The following is a 21141-nucleotide window of genomic DNA, read 5'->3' on the forward strand; positions in this document are numbered from 1 at the left end:
CAATGACCCGGCACGACTCACTGCTGCAGGCGCTCGGCAATACCCCGCTGGTCGGGCTGCAGAACCTCTCGCCGCGTTGGGACGATGGTGAGGACGGGCCGCACGTGCGGTTGTGGGCAAAGCTCGAGGACCGCAACCCGACCGGGTCGATCAAGGACCGGCCCGCGCTGCGCATGATCGAGCAGGCCGAGCGCGACGGCTTGCTGAGCCCGGGCGCCACCATCCTGGAGCCCACCAGCGGCAACACCGGCATCTCGCTGGCCATGGCCGCGATGCTCAAGGGCTACAACATGATCTGTGTGATGCCCGAGAACACCTCAATCGAGCGGCGTCAGATCCTGGAACTCTACGGCGCGAGGATCATCTTCAGCGCGGCCGAAGGCGGCTCCAACACCGCGGTGGCGACAGCGAAAGAGCTTGCGGCGGAAAACCCTTCATGGGTGATGCTGTATCAGTACGGCAACCCGGCCAACTCCGATGCGCACTACTACGGCACCGGTCCCGAGCTGTTGGCCGACCTGCCCGAGATCACCCACTTCGTCGCCGGGCTCGGTACCACCGGCACCCTGATGGGTACCGGCCGATTCCTGCGCGAGAACGTGCGGGGTGTGCAGATCGTGGCCGCCGAACCGCGCTACGGCGAGGGCGTGTACGCGCTGCGCAACATCGACGAGGGGTTCATCCCTGAGCTGTACGACGCCGACGTGCTGACCACACGGTTCTCGGTGGGCTCGTACGACGCGGTGAAGCGCACCCGTGATCTGGTGACCCGCGAAGGCATTTTCGCCGGCATCTCCACCGGCGCGGTCCTGCACGCCGCGCTGGGGATGGCGGCCAAGGCGATCAAGGCGGGCGAGCGCGCGGACATCGCGTTCGTGGTCGCCGACGCCGGTTGGAAGTATCTGTCGACCGGTGCCTACGCCGGTAGCCTTGATGACGCAGAGGATGCGTTGGAAGGGCAGCTATGGGCGTGAGCGGGCAGGAATGACGAACCTCCCTTCGAACGCACCGAAAAGACGCCCGGCGTGGATCGTCGGCGGCGTGACGATCGTCAGCTTCGTGGCGCTGTTGTACGTGATCGAGATCGTCGACACCGCCATGGGTCATCGGCTGGACCAGGACGGCATCCGGCCGCTGCAGACCGACGGCCTGTGGGGGATCCTGTGGGCGCCCCTGCTGCACGGCGGCTGGCCGCACCTGATCGCCAACACCGTGCCCGCGCTGGTGCTCGGTTTTCTCATGACGTTGGCCGGGATGGGGCGATTCATCGCAGCGACGGCGATCATCTGGATACTCGGCGGCTTCGGCACGTGGCTGATCGGCAACATCGGCCTGCACTGTCCCTATGTGACCGCGCAGTGCACGAGCACTCACATCGGCGCGTCCGGCTTGATCTTCGGCTGGCTGGCATTCCTGATCGTCTTCGGATTCTTCACGCGCAAGGTGTGGGAGATCGTGATCGGTGTCGTCGTGCTGTTCGTCTACGGCGGTGTGCTGTTCGGAGTGCTGCCGGGTAATGCGGGGGTTTCCTGGCAGGGCCACCTCAGTGGAGCACTTGCCGGTATCGTCGCCGCCTATCTGCTGTCCGGACCGGAACGTAAGGCGCGGGAAGCGAAGAAGAATTCCGTCCAGCCGCGTCTGAGTGCATGACCATATGAACGACCCACTCGCACCCGTCGGCATCTTCGACTCCGGCGTCGGTGGGCTGACCGTGGCCCGCGCGATCATCGACCAACTGCCCGACGAGGACATCATCTACGTCGGTGACACGGGCAACGGCCCCTACGGGCCGCTGACCATCCCCGAGATCCGGGCCCACTCCCTGGCCATCGGTGACGACCTGGTGGCCCGCGGCGTGAAGGCTCTGGTGATCGCCTGTAACACCGCGTCCTCGGCGTGCCTGCGCGACGCACGCGAGCGCTACTCACCGGTGCCGGTGGTCGAAGTGATCCTGCCCGCGGTCCGGCGTGCGGTGGCCGCGACCCGCAACGGACGCATCGGTGTGATCGGCACGGCCGCCACCATCGCCTCGGGCGCCTATCAGGATGCGTTCGCCGCGGCGCGTGACACCGAGGTGTTCGGGGTGGCCTGTCCGCGGTTCGTCGACTTCGTCGAGCGCGGGGTAACCAGCGGTCGCCAGGTGCTGGGTCTGGCCGAGGGGTATCTCGAACCGCTGCAGCGCGCTGAGGTGGACACCCTGGTGTTGGGGTGCACGCACTACCCGATGCTGTCCGGTCTGATCCAGTTGGCCATGGGCGACAACGTCACGCTGGTGTCCTCGGCCGAGGAGACCGCCAAGGACCTGCTCCGGGTGCTCACGGAGCTCGATTTGCTGAAGCCGCACGAATCCGGCCCGGCCCGACGGGTGTTCGAGGCCACCGGCGATCCCGAGGCGTTCACCACGCTGGCCGCCCGATTCCTGGGGCCGGGGCTGGACGGGGCGCGGCAGGTGCGGCGTCACGTGGGGGCCGGAAAATGATCTCCGTCGCCCAAACCGGCGATGTTTTGGCAACGCGCACAGCAAGCATGGCAAGCTAGACACTGTGCGATTGACCATCCTGGGATGCTCCGGCAGCGTTGTCGGCCCGGATTCGGCAGCCTCCGGCTATCTCGTCACCGCACCTGACACGACTCCGATGGTCGTCGACTTCGGCGGGGGCGTCCTGGGTGCGCTGCAGCGCTACGCCGATCCGAATTCGGTCAATGTGTTGCTGTCCCATCTGCATGCCGACCACTGTCTGGATCTGCCCGGCTTGTTCGTGTGGCGGCGTTATCACCCGATCCCGGCCACCGAGCGCGGTCTGATGTACGGGCCGGTCAACACCTGGGCCCGCCTCGGTGCGGCCTCTTCGCCCGAGGGCGGGGAGATCGACGACTTCACCGACATCTTCGAGGTGCGCAACTGGGAGGACGGCACCACGGTGCAGTTGGGCACACTCAACGTGACTCCCCGGCTGGTGTGCCACCCGACCGAATCCTTCGGCATGCGCTTCACCGATCCGTCCGGGGCGACCCTGGTCTACAGCGGCGACACGGGGTACTGCGACGCGCTCGTCGAACTGGCCCGCGGGGCCGATGTCTTCCTGTGTGAGGCATCGTGGACACACGATCCGTCCCGTCCGCCGCACCTGCACCTGTCGGGAACCGAGGCAGGGCGCGCGGCCGCCGAAGCCGGCGTCGGTGAGCTGCTGCTCACTCACATTCCGCCGTGGACGTCGCGCGAGGATGTGATCAGCGAGGCCAAGGCCGAGTTCGACGGCCCGGTGCATGCTGTGCTCAGCGGCGAGACCTTCGACGTCACCCGGCGGTGACCCGCTAGGGTTGGCGGGTGTCCAAGCGAGAAGACGGTCGTCTCGACGACGAACTGCGCCCGGTAACCATCACCCGCGGATTCACATCGCATCCCGCCGGATCGGTGCTGGTGGAGTTCGGCCAGACCCGTGTCATGTGCACCGCCTCGGTCACCGAAGGGGTGCCGCGCTGGCGTAAGGGTTCCGGGCAGGGCTGGCTGACCGCGGAGTACGCCATGTTGCCCGCCGCCACCCACGACCGTTCCGACCGGGAATCGGTCAAGGGGCGCGTCGGCGGTCGGACCCAGGAGATCAGCCGCCTGGTCGGGCGGTCACTGCGCGCGTGCATCGACCTCGGTGCGCTGGGGGAGAACACCATCGCGATCGACTGCGACGTACTGCAGGCCGACGGCGGTACCCGCACCGCTGCCATCACCGGCGCGTACGTGGCGCTGTCCGATGCGGTCACGTATCTGGCTGCGGCCGGGCGCCTTTCCGATCCGCGTCCGCTGTCCTGCGCCATCGCGGCGGTGTCGGTGGGCGTGGTCGACGGTCGAGTGCGTCTGGACCTGCCCTACACCGAGGACTCGCGCGCCGAGGTGGACATGAACGTCGTCGCCACCGACACCGGCACCCTGGTGGAGATCCAGGGCACCGGCGAGGGTGCGACGTTCCCGCGCTCAACCCTGGACAAGATGCTCGATGCCGCGCTGGCGGGTTGCGAGCAGTTGTTCGTGGTCCAGCGCGAGGCACTGGAATTGCCGTATCCGGGTGTGTTGCCGGAAGGGCCCGCTCCCAAGAAGTCGTTCGGAAGCTGAGTGCCTGAGCTGTTGGTGGCCAGCCGCAACGCCAAGAAGCTGGCCGAGTTACGGCGGGTACTGGATGCCGCCGGGATCACCGGGCTGGACCTGGTGTCCCTGGCCGATGTCGCCCCGTTCGACGAGGCGCCCGAAACCGGTGCGACCTTCGAGGACAACGCTCTGGCCAAGGCGCGAGACGGGTTCCGTGCCACCGGATTGGCCTGTGTGGCAGACGATTCCGGTATCTCGGTGGATGCCCTGAACGGCATGCCGGGCGTGCTTTCTGCGAGGTGGTCCGGTTCTCACGGCGACGACGCGGCCAACACTGCGTTGCTCCTGGGGCAGCTGGCCGATGTACCCGATGAACGGCGGGGCGCGGCGTTCGTGTCCGCGTGTGCTCTGGTGTCTGCGTCGGGTTCGACGGTGGTGCGCGGGGAGTGGCCGGGAACGGTGATCCGCGAGCCCCGCGGCGACGGCGGGTTCGGCTACGACCCGGTGTTCCTGCCCGAGGGATCTACGTTGACGGCCGCCGAGCTGTCACCCGCCGAGAAGGACGCGGCATCGCATCGCGGCCGCGCGCTGGCGTTGCTGGTGCCGGCGTTGCGGGAACTGGCCGGGGCTTAGCCAGCTCGCCACGGCGGGCGTTCGTCGCGCTGCTCGTTTGTCACCTGCTCGTTTGTCACGCTGCTCGTTTGTCACGCTGGAGTGGCTGTCGCGCCCGAGTGTCACGCTAGCGTGCACAGAATCGACTGCGGCCCAGCCGGTGTCACGCTGGAGTGGCTCCGAAGCTCGGGGGCCACGCTGGCGTGACAAAGCGGGTCAATCGACGGCAACAACCTGACGCCGACGGGTCAGCAGCAGTGCTCCAGCGCCGATGCAGGCACAGACCAACATGGCACCCGCCATGGGCAGCGCGGTGTGGTCCCCGCCGAGCCCGACGATCGGTGACACCACCGCCGCCAGGCCGAACTGCAACGCGCCCAATACCGCAGAACCGGTGCCGGCCGCATGGCGGACCTGATCGAGTGCCAGCGATGTCGCATTGGCGGCTACCAGGCCGAGGCTCGCGACCGCACCCCACAACAGCAGCAGCGACGCCCACAGCACCGGACCGAGCATCGCGTCCACCAACAACAGGACCGAAAAGAGGACGAGCAGGCCGACGCCGAGGTGCAGCAGCCGGTGCTGCCCGAATCGGCCGACGATTCTGGCGTTGACGGCATTCACGATCACGATGCCCGCGGCGTTCGCGGCAAAGGCGAACGAATAGTGCAGCGGGGAGAGTCCGAGCACGTTCTGAAGCACGAACGGCGAAGCTGCGATGTAGGCGAACATCACGGTGAAGCTGAACGCGAATGCCAGTGTGTAGCCGAGGTAGCCGCGATTGGTCAGCACCGACCGGGCATCGCCGAGCATGGCGCTCACGCCGCCGGTGTGACGACGGTCCTTCGGGTGGGTCTCGGGGAGTACGGCGACGACGCCGATGAACATCGCCACGGCGAGCCCGGCAAGGATCCAGAAGACTCCGCGCCAGCCGATCACACCCATCAGCGATCCACCGATGAGCGGCGCCAGCACCGGTGCGGCGCCGTTGATGATCATCATCAGGCTGAAGGCCCGTGCCGCCACGGCGCCATGGGCGCGATCGGCCACCACAGCGCGGCTCAGCACCACGCCGGCGGCACCGCTGAACCCCTGGACGAACCGGAATGCCGTCAGCGCAGCGATGTTTGGCGCCACCGCGCAGGCCACACCGGCCAGGATGCACACGAAGGTGCCGGCGAGCATCAGAGGGCGCCGGCCGAATCGGTCCGAGAGTGGACCGATGATCAACTGCCCGCTGGCCAGCCCGACCATGAATGAGGTGAGGGTGAACTGAACGGCCGAGGCCGATGTGCCGAACTCGGCGGCCATCGCCGGGAAGGCGGGCAGGTACATGTCGATCGACAGTGGGGCTACGGCGGTGAGCAGGGCCAGCACACCCAGCCAGCTCATTGGCAGCGCAGGTGTCTGAGGTGGCGTTTCGGTATTTGTGATTCGAGTACTCATGCAGCCTTACATCAAAGATTTATATATAAAGTTATATGTAATATAGCTGATATGACGGCCCCTCGAGTACCCAGGGCGATGCGTGATGTGCGTGACACCGCAGCCGCGCTGCGGACGCTGGTCTGGTCACTACGGCGGTTCGGTGAGAGGCAGGTCGGCCTGGAACCGTTGCCGCACTCGGAGTTCGAGGTCATCCGCACGGTGGGTGACCACCCGGGGATCAGCGTCTCCGAGGCCGCCAAAATGCTGGCGCTGCAGCCCAGCAACGTCAGCACCACGGTGCGGAAACTGGTCGAGCGCGGTTTGGTCGATCGCGCTCCCGACGAACACGACCGTCGCTGCATCCGGCTGCACCTGACGGCCAAGGCCGCCGAGCACAAGAAGATGATCGACGCGGCCTGGACCGGCGCCGTCCATGAGCAGTTCGCTCAGATGACCGACGAGGAGGTGGAGACCTTGGTCAAGGCCGGGCCGTTACTTCAGCGGCTCGCTTCGATGGCATAGCCGGTAGTAGATCCTAGAGTTCGAAGCGCTTCTTGAGATCAAGGGTATTGAAGTGCTCGACGATGATGCCCAACAGCGGGATCGTGCCGGCGAGCAGCACACCGATGGTCTTGCCGATAGGCCAGCGGACCTTGACCGCGAGGTTGGCCGTGAACAGCAGGTAGATGAAGTACACCCATCCGTGCACGATGCCGATCCAGCCCGGAGGATTGTCCACCTGCACGATGTACTTGAGCACCATCTCGTAGCACAGCGCGATGAGCCAGATGCCCGTCGTCCAGGCCAACACGCGGTAGCCCAGGAGCGCCTTACGGAGGGTCTCCTTGGGAGTCGAAACCGCCGGCGTGACCTCGGCGCCCGGTTCTGGTGCGGTCATCTATCGGTCCTGTCTTTCTTCTCGGGCTGGTCGGACTTGGCCAGCTCGGCGAGGTAGGCGTTGTATTCGGAAAGTTCGTGGTCGCCGGCATCGGTGGCCGCGGCCTTGGGACGCTCCGGCAGCAGCCCCGCGGGAATCTCGGTGACATCGCCGCTGGGCCGTTCCGGTGGGGCGTCCTCGTAGCGGACAAACTTGTAATAGGCGTAAAAACAGAACCCGGCGAACATCGGCCACTGCAGGGCGTAGCCCAAATTCTGGAAGGTGCCGGAGGCGGATTCGTAACGCGTCCACTGCCACCACGCCAGCGCCAGGCAGCCTGCGGCGCCAAGGCACACCAGCGCGATGAGGGCTGGTCTCCTACGCCGTGTAGTGGACATTCGTCCATGGTACGGCGCGGGTGACGGGCGTCGAAAATACGTGCCTGAAAGGGTGGTTAGCGCCACTTAGGCTTTTCGGATGCTGCTCTATGACCTGCTTCTCGACGCTGCGATCGTCCAAGCGGAAACGCAAGCTCATCTCTCCGACCTCATCGGCGAGAATTCGCCGTATGACGGGGACTGGAGCCTCGATCTCAGCGCCGGCGTGTTCTCGAAGGCTTCGACCAGCGGTGCCGACCCATTTGTTGCTCGGGCTGAACTGCTCGGCTCCGCGGCGCAGGGACCTGGTACCTGGCTGTGGGCATGGGCGAATTCCGCCTACCCGCCCTCGATCGTCGAGAGCAGCGCACTGATCCGTAACTTCGGAGAGCAGTACGAAGTCGCCGAGTTGCGTGACGCGGAAGTGCCACTCGGTGAAGCTGAGCCGCGTGAGTACGCATGGTGGATGGGTGGGGTAGCGGCGCTCCTTCTCGGGCAATTGCCCACCTACACCTTCGACGCCGACGGCTCCACCATCGGCGCAATTGTGCTGGCGGACGATCGGCTGCGGTTGCCCGAGCCGACCGTGCCCCGGCTGATGCGCAGCGTGGGAGAGGCGTTACAGGCGTTACCGGTCGCGCCCCGCAGCGTGTGGGCATGGGGCGATGTGCGTGGGGTCCAGGTCGACGAGATTCCGGAAGGCCTGCGGATCGCATTGCCCGACGGCCATGCCGAGTTCCGGTTCGACGAACAGGACAGGCTGATCGACATGTCTGGTCAGGCGCGCCCGTCCGATTAGACCTTGGGGCCGATGAACTCGTCGAGGCGAGCGGTGGCGGCTGTGTCTCTCTCGACCGCCGACGAATCAAACGTATCGGCGACCTCCGACAGATCTGGCTGTGCTTCGGGCTGTAAGATCGGCACGCCGCGGGCGTGATGAAATTGGCATACATGCCGGCTTTAGGTGCCGGTGCTCGAGAGAGCGTGTGGGTTCGAGTCCCACCGCCCGCACTCTTCAGGCGGTCTCATACCCGGTGCCGCACGCGGTACCAGGTTTCACGGGTGGTGGTCGCTTGCAGAGCCCTCGCCGGTGGGCTCCCGACTCAGTTCGTCCCGCAGCGACGCGATCTCGGCGCGCAGGTCATTGATGTGGGCCGCCGTCACGGCTGCGCTGGCGGCGTCGTCGACGGCCACGGTCTGCACGATCCACGACGCGATCGTCGCGGTGATCGAGCCGACCAGGCTGATCCCGCCGATCATCAGCAGCGCGGCGATGACTCGCCCGGTGGTGGTCACCGGATACATGTCGCCGTAGCCGACGGTCGTGATGGTCGTGATCGCCCACCAGACCGCGTCACCGAAGTTGGTGATGTGGGCATCAGGGGCGTCGCGTTCGGTCTGGAGGACAGCCAACGATGCGACGTACACGAGCAGGATCGCGCCCGAGATCGTGTACAGAATGACCTTGCCACGGATCGCGTGGCCGACAGCTTTCTGAAGCACACCGATCAGCACGATGAGGCGCAACAGTCGCAGTGGCCGCAGCAAGGGCAACACCACGATCGCCAGGTCGACCAGATGGGTCCGGAACCAGTGCTTGCGGTCGTCAGCCAGGTACAGCCGGGCCACATAGTCCACGGTGAACACGGCCCAGGTGATCAGAGTCGCCAGCTCGACGGCCCGCGCGGCCAACCCGTGCGGCTGCACCAGCACCTCCACCGAGTATGCGGCGAGAAACACCGCGGCCACCGAGGCCAGCGGCCACTCGGCACGTGCCTCCCACCTGTCGAGGCGCTGTTGCATGGTCACCGCAAAAGTGTGCGGCACAAATCCGCGGCTAGGTCAGGCAACCCCGTAGATCAGGCCGAAGAGTTGCGCGCCGACAACGGAGTGAGCCTTCTTCCGAGAATGGCTTCTGAGGTGACTGGCCATGTTGAAATTGTGGCCATGACGCAGCACGAGGCTTTGGCCATGCCACTCGAAGAGGCGATGCGTACTCAACGGGCGATCCGCCGACTCAAGGTTGATCCCATCGATGACACACTTCTGCTTCACATTCTGGAACTCGCGATGAAGGCGCCGACGGGCTCGAACGCTCAGAACTGGGAGTTCATCGTCGTCAAGGACCGCGAAGTCGTCGCGAAACTCGGCCGATTGAATCGCCGAGCCTTGAAGTTCGGCGGACCGATCTACAAGCGCTTCGTTGTGCGCAATATGAATGACCAGATGCTCCGGATAGAGAAGGCGGTGCAATGGCAGGCAGATCATTTCGACGAGATCCCCGTCGTGGTCGTCGCCTGCCTGAAGGGTGTCATTCCGCTGTGGCCATCGGTGGCGGTGAGCAGCGCCTACGGTTCAATTTTCCCCGCGGTGCAGAACCTCTTGCTGGCGGCACGCGCAGCCGGGTTGGGCGCGGCGCTGATCACCCTGCCGTTGTGGAGCAAGCTGTTGGCGCGGCGCGCTCTGGGCCTGCCGTGGAACGTCACTCCGTGTGCGGTCATCCCGCTGGGCTGGCCCAAGGGCAAGTACGGGCCGACGACACGTCGGCCGGTCGGAGAATTCGTCTCGCTCGATCGCTACGGCAATAGAGCGTTTCTGTAGGCAGCGCGACCGGCCGGCGCGGATTACACCGTCGTCACCGCGGACCCGTCGGGGTTGGCGGTGACGACGACGTGAACCTCGCTTGCGCCTTCATCCGACGCGATCACCAACTTGGTGGCGTTGGGGGCAGAGACGACGTGGCCTCCGGTGACCGTCACCTGATAGCCGTTGGGGAACTGGACGGCAGGGGTCGCGATCGTGGTTTCCGATCCCGCGGCGAAGTTTCCTGTGCCGTCGGCTCTTTGGGTGGAGTAGGTGTAGTCGAACGCGCCGTCGTCGAACGACCATGACTGCGGGGTACCGGATGTGACCTGCGGATACGGTTGCGCGAGCGTCTTCAGGTTCGCGGTGTTGACGTTGTCACCTTCCGGCGGCAGGCTCGGGTCGTACACCAGCGCCTCTTCCTCCGGGGGAGCGAAGGTCGTGATGTCGCCGACGCCCGTGTAGCTCCACTCGGTCCAGCCGAACATGTGCTGGTCTGCGGGATCCATGGATCCGATGATGCGTGCGCTGTCCGAACTGCCGCCGAACTCGCTCATGAATGCCGGGATGCCATGGGCCGCCGCGTAAGCCTGTGCATTGTCGGAGATCAGTTGGGCGTTCGGGAAGGAGCCCAGCGGCCCCAGCGAGACATAGTCGTAGGCGTGATACGACAGGACGCTGTTCGGGTCGTCAATGGTCCCGAGGTACACGGGGAAGCCCAGATTGGTGTCGGCGTCGGGTTCGAAGTACACCGTCGTGTTCGGATCGGCGGACCGGATCGCGGCATCCACCTGGTTGTAGAACGGGGTCAGCTGCTGAGCTGAGAAGAACGGGCTGCCGAACATGGTTGGCAGCATCTGGGAGGCGCCCGGGTATGGCTCGTTCATGATCTCGTAGCCGACGACGCCGGGCTCGTCCTTGAAGTAGTACGCCACGTGCTGCCAGGTCTGGGCGTAGTGGTTCTCCAGACCGACTCCATCGGATGCTGCGGAGTTGGACCAGAACGCATCCCAGGCGTGCTGTTCGGCCGGGTTGAGGAACTGGGTGAGCGGAAAGCCCAGAATGGGGTTGGGAAGTCCGCCGGTCTGGGTCGCCCACTCGGGCGCGCCCTCACCGCCGAATGTGGTCCCGTACGTGTCCTGGTGCATGTCGAGGATGACGTAGACGCCATGGGCGTTCAGCGTCTGCACGGTCTGCTGGATCGAGGCCAGGTATTCGTCGTCGTAGACGCCGGGTTCGGGTTCCACGGCAGCCCAGTTGATGCCGAGCCGCACCACGTTGAAACCGTTGTCCGCCAAGAACTGTGCGTCGTCGTCGCTGAATCCGGACGCGGACGGCTCGTACGGCGGCACCTTGTAGACCATGTTGACCCCGTGCAGAATGACGACCCTGCCCTCGCTGTCGGTGATCCACTTGCCGGTGGTGCCGAGTGAGGTGTCGCCACTTGCCGGCGTGTCGGCCCGGGTCCCGTAGTGGCCGACCGTTCCGTGCTCGCCGAACAGGCCGCCGTTGCCGCCCGCTCCACCCAATGCTGCGAGTCGTGTTGAAGCGCCACCGATTCCGCCGTCACCTGCATCCCCGCCGTCACCGCCGCTACCCAGCAGGGCCGCGCCGTCGCCGCCGTCACCACCCCGGCCTCCGTCGGTGCCGCTGCCTCCATCGCCGCCGGCGCCCCCGATACCGAACGCCAAACCGGTAGCCGAACCACCTTCGCCGCCGGCACCACCGGCGCCGCCCGCGACGCCGTCGCCACCATCGCCGCCGGCACCACCCAGGCCCATCAGGAATCCGCCGGTGCCGCCGGTCCCGCCGTCGCTGCCGGCGCCTCCGTCACCGCCTCTCCCGCCGTCGCCCAGGAAGCCGGCCGTGCCGCCGTTGCCGCCGCCGACACCTGCGGCCGTGCTGCTCCAGCCGTCTCCTCCGTCACCCAGCAGCCATCCGCCGGCGCCGCCGTCGGGATTGGCGGCGGTTCCGTCGGCACCGTTGCCGATGACGTAGGACCCGGCCACGGTGTTGATGGCGCCGTCGACCTGCCGACCCAGGTCACTGTCGATCCAGTTCTGGATACCATCGTGCACCGGTGTGTACACGGCCTGCTGGAACCATGCGGTTGCATCAGTGGGGGCCGGCTGTGCCTTGGCAGCAACAGTTTTCGCCGAAGTTGAGGAACCGGAGAGCTCGCGACGTGCTGCCGCCAGCATCACCCAGGACAGTGGGGGGTCGGCCGGGGCGGTCGGGGTGTTGCCGACGGCCGGGCTGTTCACCGCCGCGAACAAGTGCGAGATCGCCGTTGCGACGGCCCTGATCGGATCGTGCGGGGGCGTGGTGGTCGGTGTTGTCGTCGTCAGTGGCTTCGTCACGGGTTCTGCGGTGCCGGCCGGGGCAGCGGCCTGCGTCGGTGCGGGGGCCTTCATGCGCGACGCAGGCTTGGGTGTGTCGGTCGCAGTGGGCGTTGCCGTGTTCGGTGCCACCTCGGCGCGCGGGGCGTCAGGCCGGGTTGCGGTTCTCGGAGCCGAAGACTCAGTCGAGGGCCGGCCGGTGGTCTTCTTCTTTTTCGGCGTCGTCGCCGTGGCGTGCTTGCTCTTGCCGGAGGCTGCTTGTACACGGTTCTGCAGCTCGTGCGTGAGCCCGGTGAGGGTGCGCGACGCCTGATCTTCGGCGCGTTTGATCCGGACTCGCGGACCGGGATCTGCGGCACCCGCACCTGTGGTGCCGCCGGCGCGACTACTCGTCGAGCCGGCGGATGAATCGCTTGTTGTCGAGCCGTGGGGGTCGGCCCATGCCGCCCCGATTCCCGAGGTCATGGCCACGCCGACCCCTAACGCGATGGCCAAACCGCCGACCCGACCGATGTACGCAGACGCTTTCACGGGGTCTTGTATACGTCGCCGAAACCGAAGGTGGAGCGGAATCGGAGAAATTTTTCCCGCGACGGGTAAAAATGCCCGGTTCATGCCCGCCGATGGTTGTCGTCCCCGACCCCACGGCGCGGGTAACTAGGCTGGCTGATGTGAGTGCCCACGATCTCGACAGCGGCGACGCTGCCGCAGCGCGAGTTCGGCGAGGGCGTCCGGCGCGGATCAACCGCGAGCAGATCGTTGCTGCCGCTCTCGGTGTCCCCCCGGCGGCGTTGACCATGCAGGCGGTCGCCGACGTTCTGGGCGTCGACCGGAAGTCGGTCAAATACCACATCGGCGATCGAGAAACCTTGTTGGCGCTCATGGCATCAGCGGTGTTCGAGGCGGAGTTCGATCGTGTCCCACCACCGGTCGACGGCGACTGGCGTGATGTGTTGCGGTGGTATGCGTACCGGGCGCGCAATGCGATAACTCAACTCGGCGTTCACGACGCGTTCCCGATGGAGGGCGCGATCGGCCTCGCGGCGTTGGACCAAGCCGAATTCGTCCTCCACGCTCTGGTCGACGCGGGCTTCGCCGTCGAGCAGGCAGGACGGGCCGCCAACACCATCGCCGAGTTGGCACTGTCCGCGGCCCGCGATTCTCTGTTGCGCGCCGGAAGAGGCATGCATCCGCAACACGAAGAGGCCTTGGCGGCCATACACATTGGCGACGGAAACACCTACGAGTTACTGCAGCAGGTTCTGGCGGCGATGTCGGCGGAACCTGACGAGGACGCGCAGCTGGAGTTCAACCTCGACGTGGTCATCGCCGGGCTGACGACGATGCTGTGAGCAAGCTGCCGGGGTGGTGCTGATCGGTTCTGGCGTACAGACCGTATCGTTCCACCTCGTCAAGCGGCGAAGGCGCGGCGCGCGCTCGTCAGCACCGAAGGAGTCGATACATGGGCAAGCGGTTGACCGCAGTGATTCTGGCAGTGATGGCGGTCGCCGTGGGCTGCGGCAAAGGTAACGATGCGGCTGCCGCGGTCGTCACACCCGGCCACGACCAGACATCGCCGTCGGACGCCTACACCGCCTCCGCCCAGGAGGGGCCCGACGAGAACGGTGGGAAGACCTGGGTCCCCGTGATTCGCGACGAAGCCGGTCAGGAGGTCTTCCACGACCATTCCTCCTACCGCACCCCCGGGGTGATGATCACCTGGTTACCCACCGAACCTGAACAGCTCTGGGTGTATTCAGACGAAGATGGGATCTACCGGATCGCTCCCGGCAGCCACGGTGGGTGGACCAGGAGCGCCGTCAAACGCGAGAACGTGCCGTTGGAGATATCCAACCTCTGGGAGTCTTCCCGTTCCTGAATCAACGCACCGCCGATCGGGTGCAGACTCGAGTGCGAGACGGAGGGAGAACCAATGATCGATGTCCTTCGCGACATGCCCGAGGGCGTGTTCGGTATTCGGGTGTCAGGCCGGGTGCGCGGTGATGACCTGCGCGACTTCCGGCCGACGATGGACGAATTGCTGAAGACCGGAGAGATCTGGATCGTCGAGGTCATCTCACCGGACTACGAGGGCTTCGGACCCGGTGGGCTGGTCGAGGATATGAAGCTCGGCTTCGGCGCGCTGCTCGGGCACCACTCGGCATTCAAACGGATCGCCGTCGTGTCCGACAGGGAGTGGGTTGCCCATGCGATGCACGCGTTCGCCTGGATGATTCCGGGAGACCTCAAGGTCTTCGGGCTGGGTGAGCTCGATGCCGCCAAGGAGTGGGCTGCGGGCTGAGATCGACGCCAGTCGTGCCACGATGTCGGGCATGACGATCGTTCTGGTGCACGGTAATCCGGAGACTGACGCGATCTGGGGTCCGCTGGTCGATGCGCTTGGACGCAAGGATGTCGTGCGATTGTCACCGCCGGGATTCGGGGCTCCGCTACCTGACCGCTTCTCGGCGACATATGCGGCCTACCGGGACTGGCTCGAAAGCGAGCTTGAAGCCATTGACGAGCCGGTTGACCTTGTCGGACACGACTGGGGTGGTGTGCACGTGGTGAACGCGATGATGCATCGACCCGACCTGGTGCGCAGCTGGGCAAGTGACATCGTCGGAGTGTTCGACGCCGAATACCAGTGGCCTGACATGGCCCAGGCATGGCGGACGCCCGGCAAGGGCGAGCGGCTCGTCGAGAACATGCTGGGCGGCACGGTCGAAGACCGGACCGCGGTGTGGGCCGCGCTGCTGCCGGAGGACATCGCAGCGTCGATGGCACGAGCTCAGGGACCGGATATGGGGCAGGCGACCCTGCGGCTGTACCGCTCGGCGGGAATGCCCGGTGACATGGCCGAAGCGGGCGGCGGGTTGGAGCGGGCCGGTGCCTGCCCGGGACTTTCGCTACTGGCGACGGCGGACCCATACGTCGGGTCTGAAGAAATCCGGCGTCGTGCAGCCAGCCGAGCCGGCGCCTCCACCGAGGTGCTCGACGGACTGGATCACTGGTGGATGGTGCAGGATCCAGCCCGCGGTGCGGCTGCGCTTTCACGCTTCTGGGAATCACTCGATTAGCCGGGGATCTGTGCCCGCGGCGAGTCGGCGACCGCCAGTGTTCATTCGTCGCCTGCTCCGGCGGACAAGTCGATCCGGATGTCCCAGAGGTGGACGTGGCCGGGAATCTGCTGCTCCATGAACGCTGACCAGTCCTCGTACTTGTCTGCCTCGGCTTGCCACTGATCTGCCTCGACATCGCGGCCGACGCACCGCAAGGTGTCGGCCACGTGGCGTTGCAGTGCTTGCCCCGAGTCGTGCATGCAGATTTCGTCGAGCATCTCGATTGCTTGCCGCGCGACGCCCTCGATCGCGTGATCCACTCGGTGTCGTGCCACCTCTGCGAACTTCAGCTCGGCGACCGCCCAGTGGAACGCCGCGTCGCCGGCCCGCATCGGGTGGTACATCTCCTCGCGCTCGATCAAGTTGGCGGCCAGTTCCTGGGCGAGGGTTATCGACTCCTCTGACGGCGCAAGGAATTCGATCAACCTACGAAACGTCCAGAGCATCAACTCGGGCATGGCGGTATCGACCTGCCGGGCGAGCGCCACGGCCTGCCGATAGGCGGATTCCGCGCCGTCGACGTCGTCCAGCTCCGCCAGGATTTCGCCGAGATCGATACACAGCTCTGCGGCATGAACAATGCGGCCACCCTCCATGGACACATCCACCGCAGCGCGAAGGTCCGCCGCCTGTTCCTCGAGCGGTTTCGGTGGTGGTTGCGTCGCTCGCGCGAGGTCGTCGCGCTTCCTGCTGATCCGGCTGAGTTCGTCGGCGATCTCTGACACCGTGTCGAAATCCGTACCCTGCATCAGCCCCGGATCGAGCATGTCGAAGACAAGCCGGCGTGCCTCGCTGTAGTGATGCAATGCCGCTTGCAGCTCTCCCGCAGCGAGCGCCTCATCGCCCAGCCGTTCGAGCTCATCAGCTGACAGGGGCATCGGCTCGGTCATCGGGCGACCTCCGTCCCGTCGACGCCGGCGGCCAGCACGATGATGTCATCGAGCGCCTCCGACAACAGGATTCGATCCTCGGGGCCATCGCACTGCGCGGCCATCCGGGCCTGGACGAACAGCAGCTGCATGAGCCGACTGAACACGAGGGCGTCGGTTGTGCGGGTCAGCGCCTGCACCGCCCGGTTGTCCCAATTCACCACCAGATGCGGGAGGTCGCCGCACCCTGGCGAATCGGCGTCGATCTGGCCGTGACCGATGAAGACGGCAGGCAGGTCCGTCGATGGAAACCGGCGCACCACCACTCGACCACCCGACGCCTGCAGCGCGTGACTGCCACGCCGCTCCAATGCCGCCACGGCAGCGCCGGCGTCGGCGGACGGCACCGTCAGCGCCGCCACCTCGGACGCCGGATAGGCCCGTGTGACGGTGACCCCGGACATCACCTGCGGCAGCATGAGCAACACTTCCTGGTCGAGAGCGTGGCCCGCGTTGACGACGATCCGACCACCTGGGTTGAAGCTCGCGATAGTGCGAAACTCCTTGACCGACGCGGCGAAAAGGACGTTCGGGTTCCGGTTGACGATGTCGACCAGACGCAGGTGTCCTTCTGTTGTCTGCATGGTCAGCATCGGCAGCACCACTTCGGCCAGCTCACGATTCTCCGCGTCTATGCAGTGCGTCGCAGCGGATCTGAGCTCGAGTTCGTTGTCGGTGACGAACTCGGCGAAGCGCTCGGGATCGGTGTCGGGGCCAGGGAATGCAGCCACTTCAGCGCCGTGGTTGCGAGCGCGCGCCGAGTCCCGGCCTGTACTGCGTTGTTCATGATGGCCTCGCGGCTGGCGGTCGGCTCCAGCTTGGTGGAGTTGACCACCGCCCAGGCGAAGTATGCCCATGACGGCGGCAGCGCACCTTCGGCGTCATCGACAAGCATGTCGTTGACATAGACGCGATTGCGGCGGACGGACGTGGTCCGGCGCGACGGAGTTCCGATGTACACCACGCCTTCTAGTCCCAGGTCTTCGTCGGCAATCTCGATGGCATCGAACTGCCTACCCACCCCGACGCCGCCGTAAACGGGCGAGACACCCTGCAACACACCAGATCGGTGAGCGCCGAAGTCGCGTACCCACGGATACTCACGCGAAACTTCCTTCGGACCTTGGCTTGTCAGCACCTTGATGGCCACCGGAAGGAACTCGGCATACTTGTGCACGAGCGGGGTCACCTGCTCGGCCCGCGCCCACCCGATCATGTCCGGGCGCGGCCGCAACCGCACAGTGGTACCGACCGCCGATTCGTCGGTGGTGGTTCGGATCGTGTAGGTGCCGTCGCTGCGGCCGACCCACTCGATCGGGTCCGCGCCTGTCGCGCTACGCGAGGCGACGATGATCTCGTCGGCAATCAGGAAGCAGCTCAGCAAGCCGATTCCGAACTGGCCGATGTACGTCCGACGACTCCGCTGCAGTTCGTCGCTCTTCGAAACTGGCGCCGACGGTCGCGAGGAACTGCTCGACCTGTGCCGGGCTGACCCCGATTCCGGCGTCGGTGAGTGCGAACTCGTCGGCGGGTGAGTGCGGCGAGGCCACTCCGTAGGGAGAGATCGTGATGACGCGTGGCGCGGGTACGTCGTCAAAGGCGTCTCGGGCCGTGATGGCATCCACCGCGTTCTGGATCAGCTCCCGCACATAGACGCCGGGGCTGGAATACAGGTTCTTGCTGAGTAGTGCGATCACCCCGCCGAGATTCACTCGGAAGTTCTGTTGCTGAAGCTCGGACATCCCCGGGCCCTCCTGTGTCGGCTCGTTTGAGAACCGGACAGATTCGCATGGGGTACCGACAGGTCGGGGCGCTCCGAACTGGTGCCGAGACGGTGCCCGCGACGGTGCGATCATGGATGGGTCGATCAGCATCATCACGGGGGCAGCATGGGGGAGTCGTCGACGAGCGGGAGCGAGCCGACTGTCAGCACCGATGACCGGCATCGGTACGTGCGCCGGCTGGCGTTGGAATCGTTGGAACGTCGCGGTGTACGGGTGCGTCCGGCTCCCCAGGACGCACTGGGCGACGACTGTTTCATGGACCAGACGGGAAATCACTACCGGCTGTACAACCTTCAGCTCCAATGTGCGCAGCGTCCGCCGGTCGAGTGGGCAAGCGCTGTCGAGTTTCATTTCGATCAGCAGTTCGCCGGTCGCTCGGATCCCGGGCCGGCCGAACTGACGGAGGGCGAATTTCTGGCGCAGGTTCGCACACGCCTGCAGACGCCGGACACCTCGGGCATGACCTCGATGCGGTACGCCCGCCCGGCGTTCGACGGTCTGGTCGCCGAGCTGAGTCGTGACCTGCCGACGGTGGTGAAGACGGTGGGTGACGACGACGTCGCCGGCCGCGACCTGAATTTCCTCTACGAGGTGGGTCAGCGCAACACCGATGCCGAGCCCGTGACCGTACAAGCGTTGGACCGCAACGTGTTTGCGTTGACCGGAGATTCCTTCTTCATCGCCTCGAAAGCTCTGAACATGCCCCGGCTGATCGAGACGGTGCTCGGGGGAGTGGCACCGCTGGGGGTGGTGTTCAGCGTGCCGCATCGCAGTCTGCTGTTCCTGCATGGCGTCGGTGAGTCCACGGCTGATGCAGTCGGTTGGCTCGCGTCGGTGACGGTAGGGCAGACCGAGAACCCGCCCGGCGGGGCCGTCAGTCGCGACACCTATTTCTGGCACGGCGGCGCGGTGCAGCGGATCACCGAGATCGACACACGGGTCCGAAGCATCAGTCTGCTGCGCGACGGGGCGTTCGCTGAGGCGATGGGTCAGCTGTAGCCGAGATCAACGCCATGGTCGCGCCAGGCGCCGGATAACGACCGTAGCGTCGCATTCGGCGCGGCCAACGCTCAGGCGTCAACCTCGCCGAGCGCGAACCTACTTGTCGAACTTCCCGCTCAAATACTCGACGCGGCAAGCGTTTCGGGCGAGCTTGCCGCTCGTCGTCCGGGGGATCACGCCGGCGGCGACCATGCGCACATCGGCGACCCGGATCTGGTGGTGGCGGGACACTGCCGCGCGCACCGCGTCGACGATCGGGCCGGGCTCGGCGCGTCCGGCTCCGGCGGCCCGCTCGGCGACGATCACCAGTTCTTCACCGCGGTCCCCGTTGACCGAGAAGGCGGCGACATAACCCGAGCGCACTGCGGGCGATGACGCGCTGACCGTCGTCTCGATGTCGTGGGGGTAGTGGTTGCGTCCGTCGATCAGGATCATGTCCTTGATCCGGCCGGTGAGGTACAGCTCGCCATCGATGTAGACGCCGAGGTCGCCGGTGGCCAGCCAATGGCCGTTGTCGGGCACCTCTTCGGCGTGGCTGCCGGTGGTGAGTCGGGTCTGCAGCTTGTTGGCGAACACCCGCTCGCTCTCGTCGACGCGACCGAAATAGCCCTGGCCGACGTTGTTGCCGTGCAACCAGATTTCACCGACGGTGCGGTCGGGCAGTTCGTCGCCGTCGGGACTGGCGATCACTGCCCACTGGTTCGGAATCGGCTGTCCGCAGGACACGTGGGCCACGGCGCCTTCGTCGGTGGCTGCCACGGTTACCGCGCGCCCGGCGCTGAGCTGGTCGCGGTCGAGGTACACCGCGCTGGCCGCGGCGCTCGGCGCGATGCTGGCCACCGACAGGGTGGCCTCGGCCATGCCGTAGGACGGCTTGATCGCGGTCGCGGGAAGCCCGTACGGGGCGAACGCGGTCGTGAACTTCTCGACGGCGGCCATCGTGACCGGTTCGGATCCGTTGAGGAGAGTGACGACGTTGGACATGTCCAGCGTCTCACCCTCCGGCGGCAGGCCCCGTTCGGAAGCCAGCTCGAAGGCGAAGTTGGGGGCCGCGGCGAAAGTGCGTCCGTGGGCGGCCTCTTCGGCCAACCGCTTGATCCAGCGGTACGGGCGGCGGACGAACGCCATCGGGTCCATCAGGCTGATGTGGCCACCGCACAGCGCCGGGAACATGATCATGATCAGGCCCATGTCGTGGTAGAGCGGCAGCCAGCTGACACTGCGGATCCCCGTGTCGAGGTCGCCGGCCAGGATCATCTGGATGACATTGGTGCACACGTTGCGGTGGGTGATCTCCACACCGGCCGGGGTGCGCGTCGACCCGGATGTGTACTGCAGGTAAGCGATGTCGTCGGAGTCGACCGACGGGCTGACATACATCTCGGCCAGCGTGTCCGGCACGGCGTCGACGGCGATCATGCGAGGCCGCTCGGCGGCGGGCAGCGTCTTGATGAAGTTGCGGACCGATTCGGCCGCTGCGGTGGTGGTGAGCACGACGGTGGGCTTGGCGTCGGCCAGCACCGCGGCCAGTCGTTCGGTATGGCCGGCCAGGGCCGGCGCGAACAGTGGGACGGCGATGTTGCCGGCGTGCACGGCGGCGAAGAAGGCCGCGACGTACTCGACACCCTGCGGGGCCAGGATCGCGACCCGGTCGCGGGGCTGGGTGACCTGCTGCAGTCGGGCGCCGACGGCGCACACCTGCGCCCACAGAGCGTTCCAGCTGAGCTCGACGGCTTGCCCGTCCGGATTGGTCGAGTAGTCGAGGAATCGGTAGGACGGCTCATCTCCGTAGATGAACCGGTTGCGATCCAGGAACGACGTCAGGGTGACGCCGTCGGGTACGACAATCGTGCCGTCATCGCTGACGTAGTTCTCGATGTTCGACGTCGACGTATCAACGGCACTGGTTGCGAAGGGATCCCGACCCATGCCGTAAGACTAATAGTGACTCTAATAAAGCCTGGCAGCGCGGTCCGGTGTGGGTTGTCACGAGGTCTGCAAAATGTG

Annotated in this window: 24 protein-coding genes and 1 tRNA gene; 15 read left to right on the forward strand and 10 right to left on the reverse strand. The window is 66.0% G+C overall.

Translation table 11 applies throughout. The features are described 5' to 3' along the window. Window positions 1-2: 2 nt before the first annotated feature. From AC4ELH_RS04555 to rdgB, 6 genes are all read left to right on the forward strand, one after another. Window positions 3-974, forward strand: a complete 972-nt coding sequence (locus tag AC4ELH_RS04555) for a cysteine synthase (protein WP_498883341.1) — start codon at window positions 3-5, stop codon at window positions 972-974. 10 nt (window positions 975-984) lie between these two features. Next, entirely contained in the window at window positions 985-1650 is a 666-nt protein-coding gene (locus AC4ELH_RS04560; protein WP_498883342.1) for a rhomboid family intramembrane serine protease, read from the forward strand. 4 nt (window positions 1651-1654) lie between these two features. Next, window positions 1655-2479, forward strand: a complete 825-nt coding sequence (murI, locus tag AC4ELH_RS04565; RefSeq protein WP_055116107.1) for a glutamate racemase — start codon at window positions 1655-1657, stop codon at window positions 2477-2479. Window positions 2480-2543: 64 nt separating this feature from the next. Next, a complete protein-coding gene (locus tag AC4ELH_RS04570) occupies window positions 2544-3311 on the forward strand; it encodes a cyclic nucleotide-degrading phosphodiesterase (RefSeq protein ID WP_064885679.1) in 768 nt (255 codons plus the stop codon). A gap of 17 nt (window positions 3312-3328) precedes the next feature. After that, window positions 3329-4108 (forward strand): ribonuclease PH, encoded by a 780-nt coding sequence (rph, locus tag AC4ELH_RS04575; protein ID WP_055116103.1) that lies wholly within the window; start codon window positions 3329-3331, stop codon window positions 4106-4108. Then, the gene (gene rdgB, locus AC4ELH_RS04580) at window positions 4109-4714 is read left to right on the forward strand and encodes an RdgB/HAM1 family non-canonical purine NTP pyrophosphatase (RefSeq protein WP_498883343.1); all 606 of its coding nucleotides are present in this window, start codon (window positions 4109-4111) and stop codon (window positions 4712-4714) included. Window positions 4715-4909: 195 nt separating this feature from the next. On the opposite strand, the gene AC4ELH_RS04585 is transcribed toward rdgB, so the two are convergent. Then, on the reverse strand, window positions 4910-6085 hold the full coding sequence (locus tag AC4ELH_RS04585) for a multidrug effflux MFS transporter (protein WP_498883344.1): 1176 nt from the start codon (window positions 6083-6085) through the stop codon (window positions 4910-4912). Window positions 6086-6190: 105 nt separating this feature from the next. On the opposite strand from AC4ELH_RS04585, the gene AC4ELH_RS04590 reads away from it, so the two are divergent. Beyond that, a complete protein-coding gene (locus AC4ELH_RS04590; RefSeq protein WP_498883345.1) occupies window positions 6191-6643 on the forward strand; it encodes a MarR family winged helix-turn-helix transcriptional regulator in 453 nt (150 codons plus the stop codon). A gap of 13 nt (window positions 6644-6656) precedes the next feature. Here AC4ELH_RS04590 and AC4ELH_RS04595 read toward each other — a convergent pair whose 3' ends face one another. Further along, the gene (locus tag AC4ELH_RS04595) at window positions 6657-7019 is read right to left on the reverse strand and encodes a DUF3817 domain-containing protein (protein WP_064885671.1); all 363 of its coding nucleotides are present in this window, start codon (window positions 7017-7019) and stop codon (window positions 6657-6659) included. Beyond that, window positions 7016-7396: a hypothetical protein gene (locus AC4ELH_RS04600; protein ID WP_064961189.1), complete on the reverse strand. Its 381-nt coding sequence runs from the start codon at window positions 7394-7396 to the stop codon at window positions 7016-7018. Before AC4ELH_RS04600 ends, AC4ELH_RS04595 begins: the two co-directional genes overlap by 4 nt. A 79-nt stretch (window positions 7397-7475) precedes the next feature. Here AC4ELH_RS04600 and AC4ELH_RS04605 point away from each other — a divergent pair, with 79 nt between their 5' ends. Both AC4ELH_RS04605 and AC4ELH_RS04610 read left to right on the forward strand, forming a co-directional pair. Then, on the forward strand, window positions 7476-8174 hold the full coding sequence (locus tag AC4ELH_RS04605; RefSeq protein WP_498883346.1) for a DUF6882 domain-containing protein: 699 nt from the start codon (window positions 7476-7478) through the stop codon (window positions 8172-8174). 128 nt (window positions 8175-8302) lie between these two features. Continuing rightward, window positions 8303-8386, forward strand: a tRNA-Leu gene (locus AC4ELH_RS04610). A gap of 45 nt (window positions 8387-8431) precedes the next feature. Here the strand turns inward: AC4ELH_RS04610 and AC4ELH_RS04615 are convergent. Continuing rightward, window positions 8432-9178: a potassium channel family protein gene (locus AC4ELH_RS04615; RefSeq protein WP_498883422.1), complete on the reverse strand. Its 747-nt coding sequence runs from the start codon at window positions 9176-9178 to the stop codon at window positions 8432-8434. Between the two features lie 168 nt (window positions 9179-9346). Between AC4ELH_RS04615 and AC4ELH_RS04620 the strand changes: the two genes are divergently transcribed. Further along, on the forward strand, window positions 9347-9976 hold the full coding sequence (locus tag AC4ELH_RS04620; RefSeq protein ID WP_064885730.1) for a nitroreductase family protein: 630 nt from the start codon (window positions 9347-9349) through the stop codon (window positions 9974-9976). A 23-nt stretch (window positions 9977-9999) separates the two neighbouring features. Here AC4ELH_RS04620 and AC4ELH_RS04625 read toward each other — a convergent pair whose 3' ends face one another. Beyond that, the gene (locus AC4ELH_RS04625; RefSeq protein ID WP_498883423.1) at window positions 10000-12159 is read right to left on the reverse strand and encodes a cellulase family glycosylhydrolase; all 2160 of its coding nucleotides are present in this window, start codon (window positions 12157-12159) and stop codon (window positions 10000-10002) included. An 809-nt stretch (window positions 12160-12968) separates the two neighbouring features. Here AC4ELH_RS04625 and AC4ELH_RS04630 point away from each other — a divergent pair. From AC4ELH_RS04630 to AC4ELH_RS04645, 4 genes are all read left to right on the forward strand, one after another. Next, complete coding sequence (locus tag AC4ELH_RS04630; RefSeq protein ID WP_498883347.1) at window positions 12969-13649, forward strand: TetR/AcrR family transcriptional regulator C-terminal domain-containing protein; 681 nt, start codon at window positions 12969-12971, stop codon at window positions 13647-13649. Window positions 13650-13759: 110 nt separating this feature from the next. Further along, the gene (locus tag AC4ELH_RS04635; RefSeq protein ID WP_498883348.1) at window positions 13760-14176 is read left to right on the forward strand and encodes a hypothetical protein; all 417 of its coding nucleotides are present in this window, start codon (window positions 13760-13762) and stop codon (window positions 14174-14176) included. Between the two features lie 54 nt (window positions 14177-14230). Continuing rightward, a complete protein-coding gene (locus tag AC4ELH_RS04640; RefSeq protein WP_498883349.1) occupies window positions 14231-14599 on the forward strand; it encodes a SpoIIAA family protein in 369 nt (122 codons plus the stop codon). A 31-nt stretch (window positions 14600-14630) separates the two neighbouring features. Further along, window positions 14631-15377 carry an alpha/beta fold hydrolase gene (locus AC4ELH_RS04645; RefSeq protein WP_498883350.1) on the forward strand — a complete coding sequence of 249 codons (747 nt, stop codon included), beginning with the start codon at window positions 14631-14633 and terminating at the stop codon, window positions 15375-15377. A gap of 41 nt (window positions 15378-15418) precedes the next feature. Here AC4ELH_RS04645 and AC4ELH_RS04650 read toward each other — a convergent pair whose 3' ends face one another. Genes AC4ELH_RS04650 through AC4ELH_RS04665 form a run of 4 tightly spaced genes read right to left on the reverse strand, consistent with a single transcriptional unit; the run spans window position 15419 to window position 18090 of the window. After that, the gene (locus AC4ELH_RS04650; RefSeq protein WP_498883351.1) at window positions 15419-16309 is read right to left on the reverse strand and encodes a hypothetical protein; all 891 of its coding nucleotides are present in this window, start codon (window positions 16307-16309) and stop codon (window positions 15419-15421) included. Next, window positions 16306-17079 (reverse strand): hypothetical protein, encoded by a 774-nt coding sequence (locus AC4ELH_RS04655; protein ID WP_498883352.1) that lies wholly within the window; start codon window positions 17077-17079, stop codon window positions 16306-16308. Before AC4ELH_RS04655 ends, AC4ELH_RS04650 begins: the two co-directional genes overlap by 4 nt. After that, the gene (locus AC4ELH_RS04660; RefSeq protein WP_498883353.1) at window positions 16980-17732 is read right to left on the reverse strand and encodes a hypothetical protein; all 753 of its coding nucleotides are present in this window, start codon (window positions 17730-17732) and stop codon (window positions 16980-16982) included. Before AC4ELH_RS04660 ends, AC4ELH_RS04655 begins: the two co-directional genes overlap by 100 nt. Further along, window positions 17683-18090: a hypothetical protein gene (locus AC4ELH_RS04665; RefSeq protein ID WP_498883354.1), complete on the reverse strand. Its 408-nt coding sequence runs from the start codon at window positions 18088-18090 to the stop codon at window positions 17683-17685. The genes AC4ELH_RS04660 and AC4ELH_RS04665 overlap by 50 nt, the downstream gene beginning before the upstream one ends. 147 nt (window positions 18091-18237) lie before the next feature. Here AC4ELH_RS04665 and AC4ELH_RS04670 point away from each other — a divergent pair, with 147 nt between their 5' ends. Then, window positions 18238-19131: a hypothetical protein gene (locus AC4ELH_RS04670; protein WP_498883355.1), complete on the forward strand. Its 894-nt coding sequence runs from the start codon at window positions 18238-18240 to the stop codon at window positions 19129-19131. A gap of 99 nt (window positions 19132-19230) precedes the next feature. Here AC4ELH_RS04670 and AC4ELH_RS04675 read toward each other — a convergent pair whose 3' ends face one another. After that, window positions 19231-21063: a fatty acyl-AMP ligase gene (locus AC4ELH_RS04675; protein ID WP_064885663.1), complete on the reverse strand. Its 1833-nt coding sequence runs from the start codon at window positions 21061-21063 to the stop codon at window positions 19231-19233. Between the last annotated feature and the right edge of the window lie 78 nt (window positions 21064-21141).

The sequence above is a fragment of the Mycobacterium shunyiense genome (genome assembly GCF_058270075.1).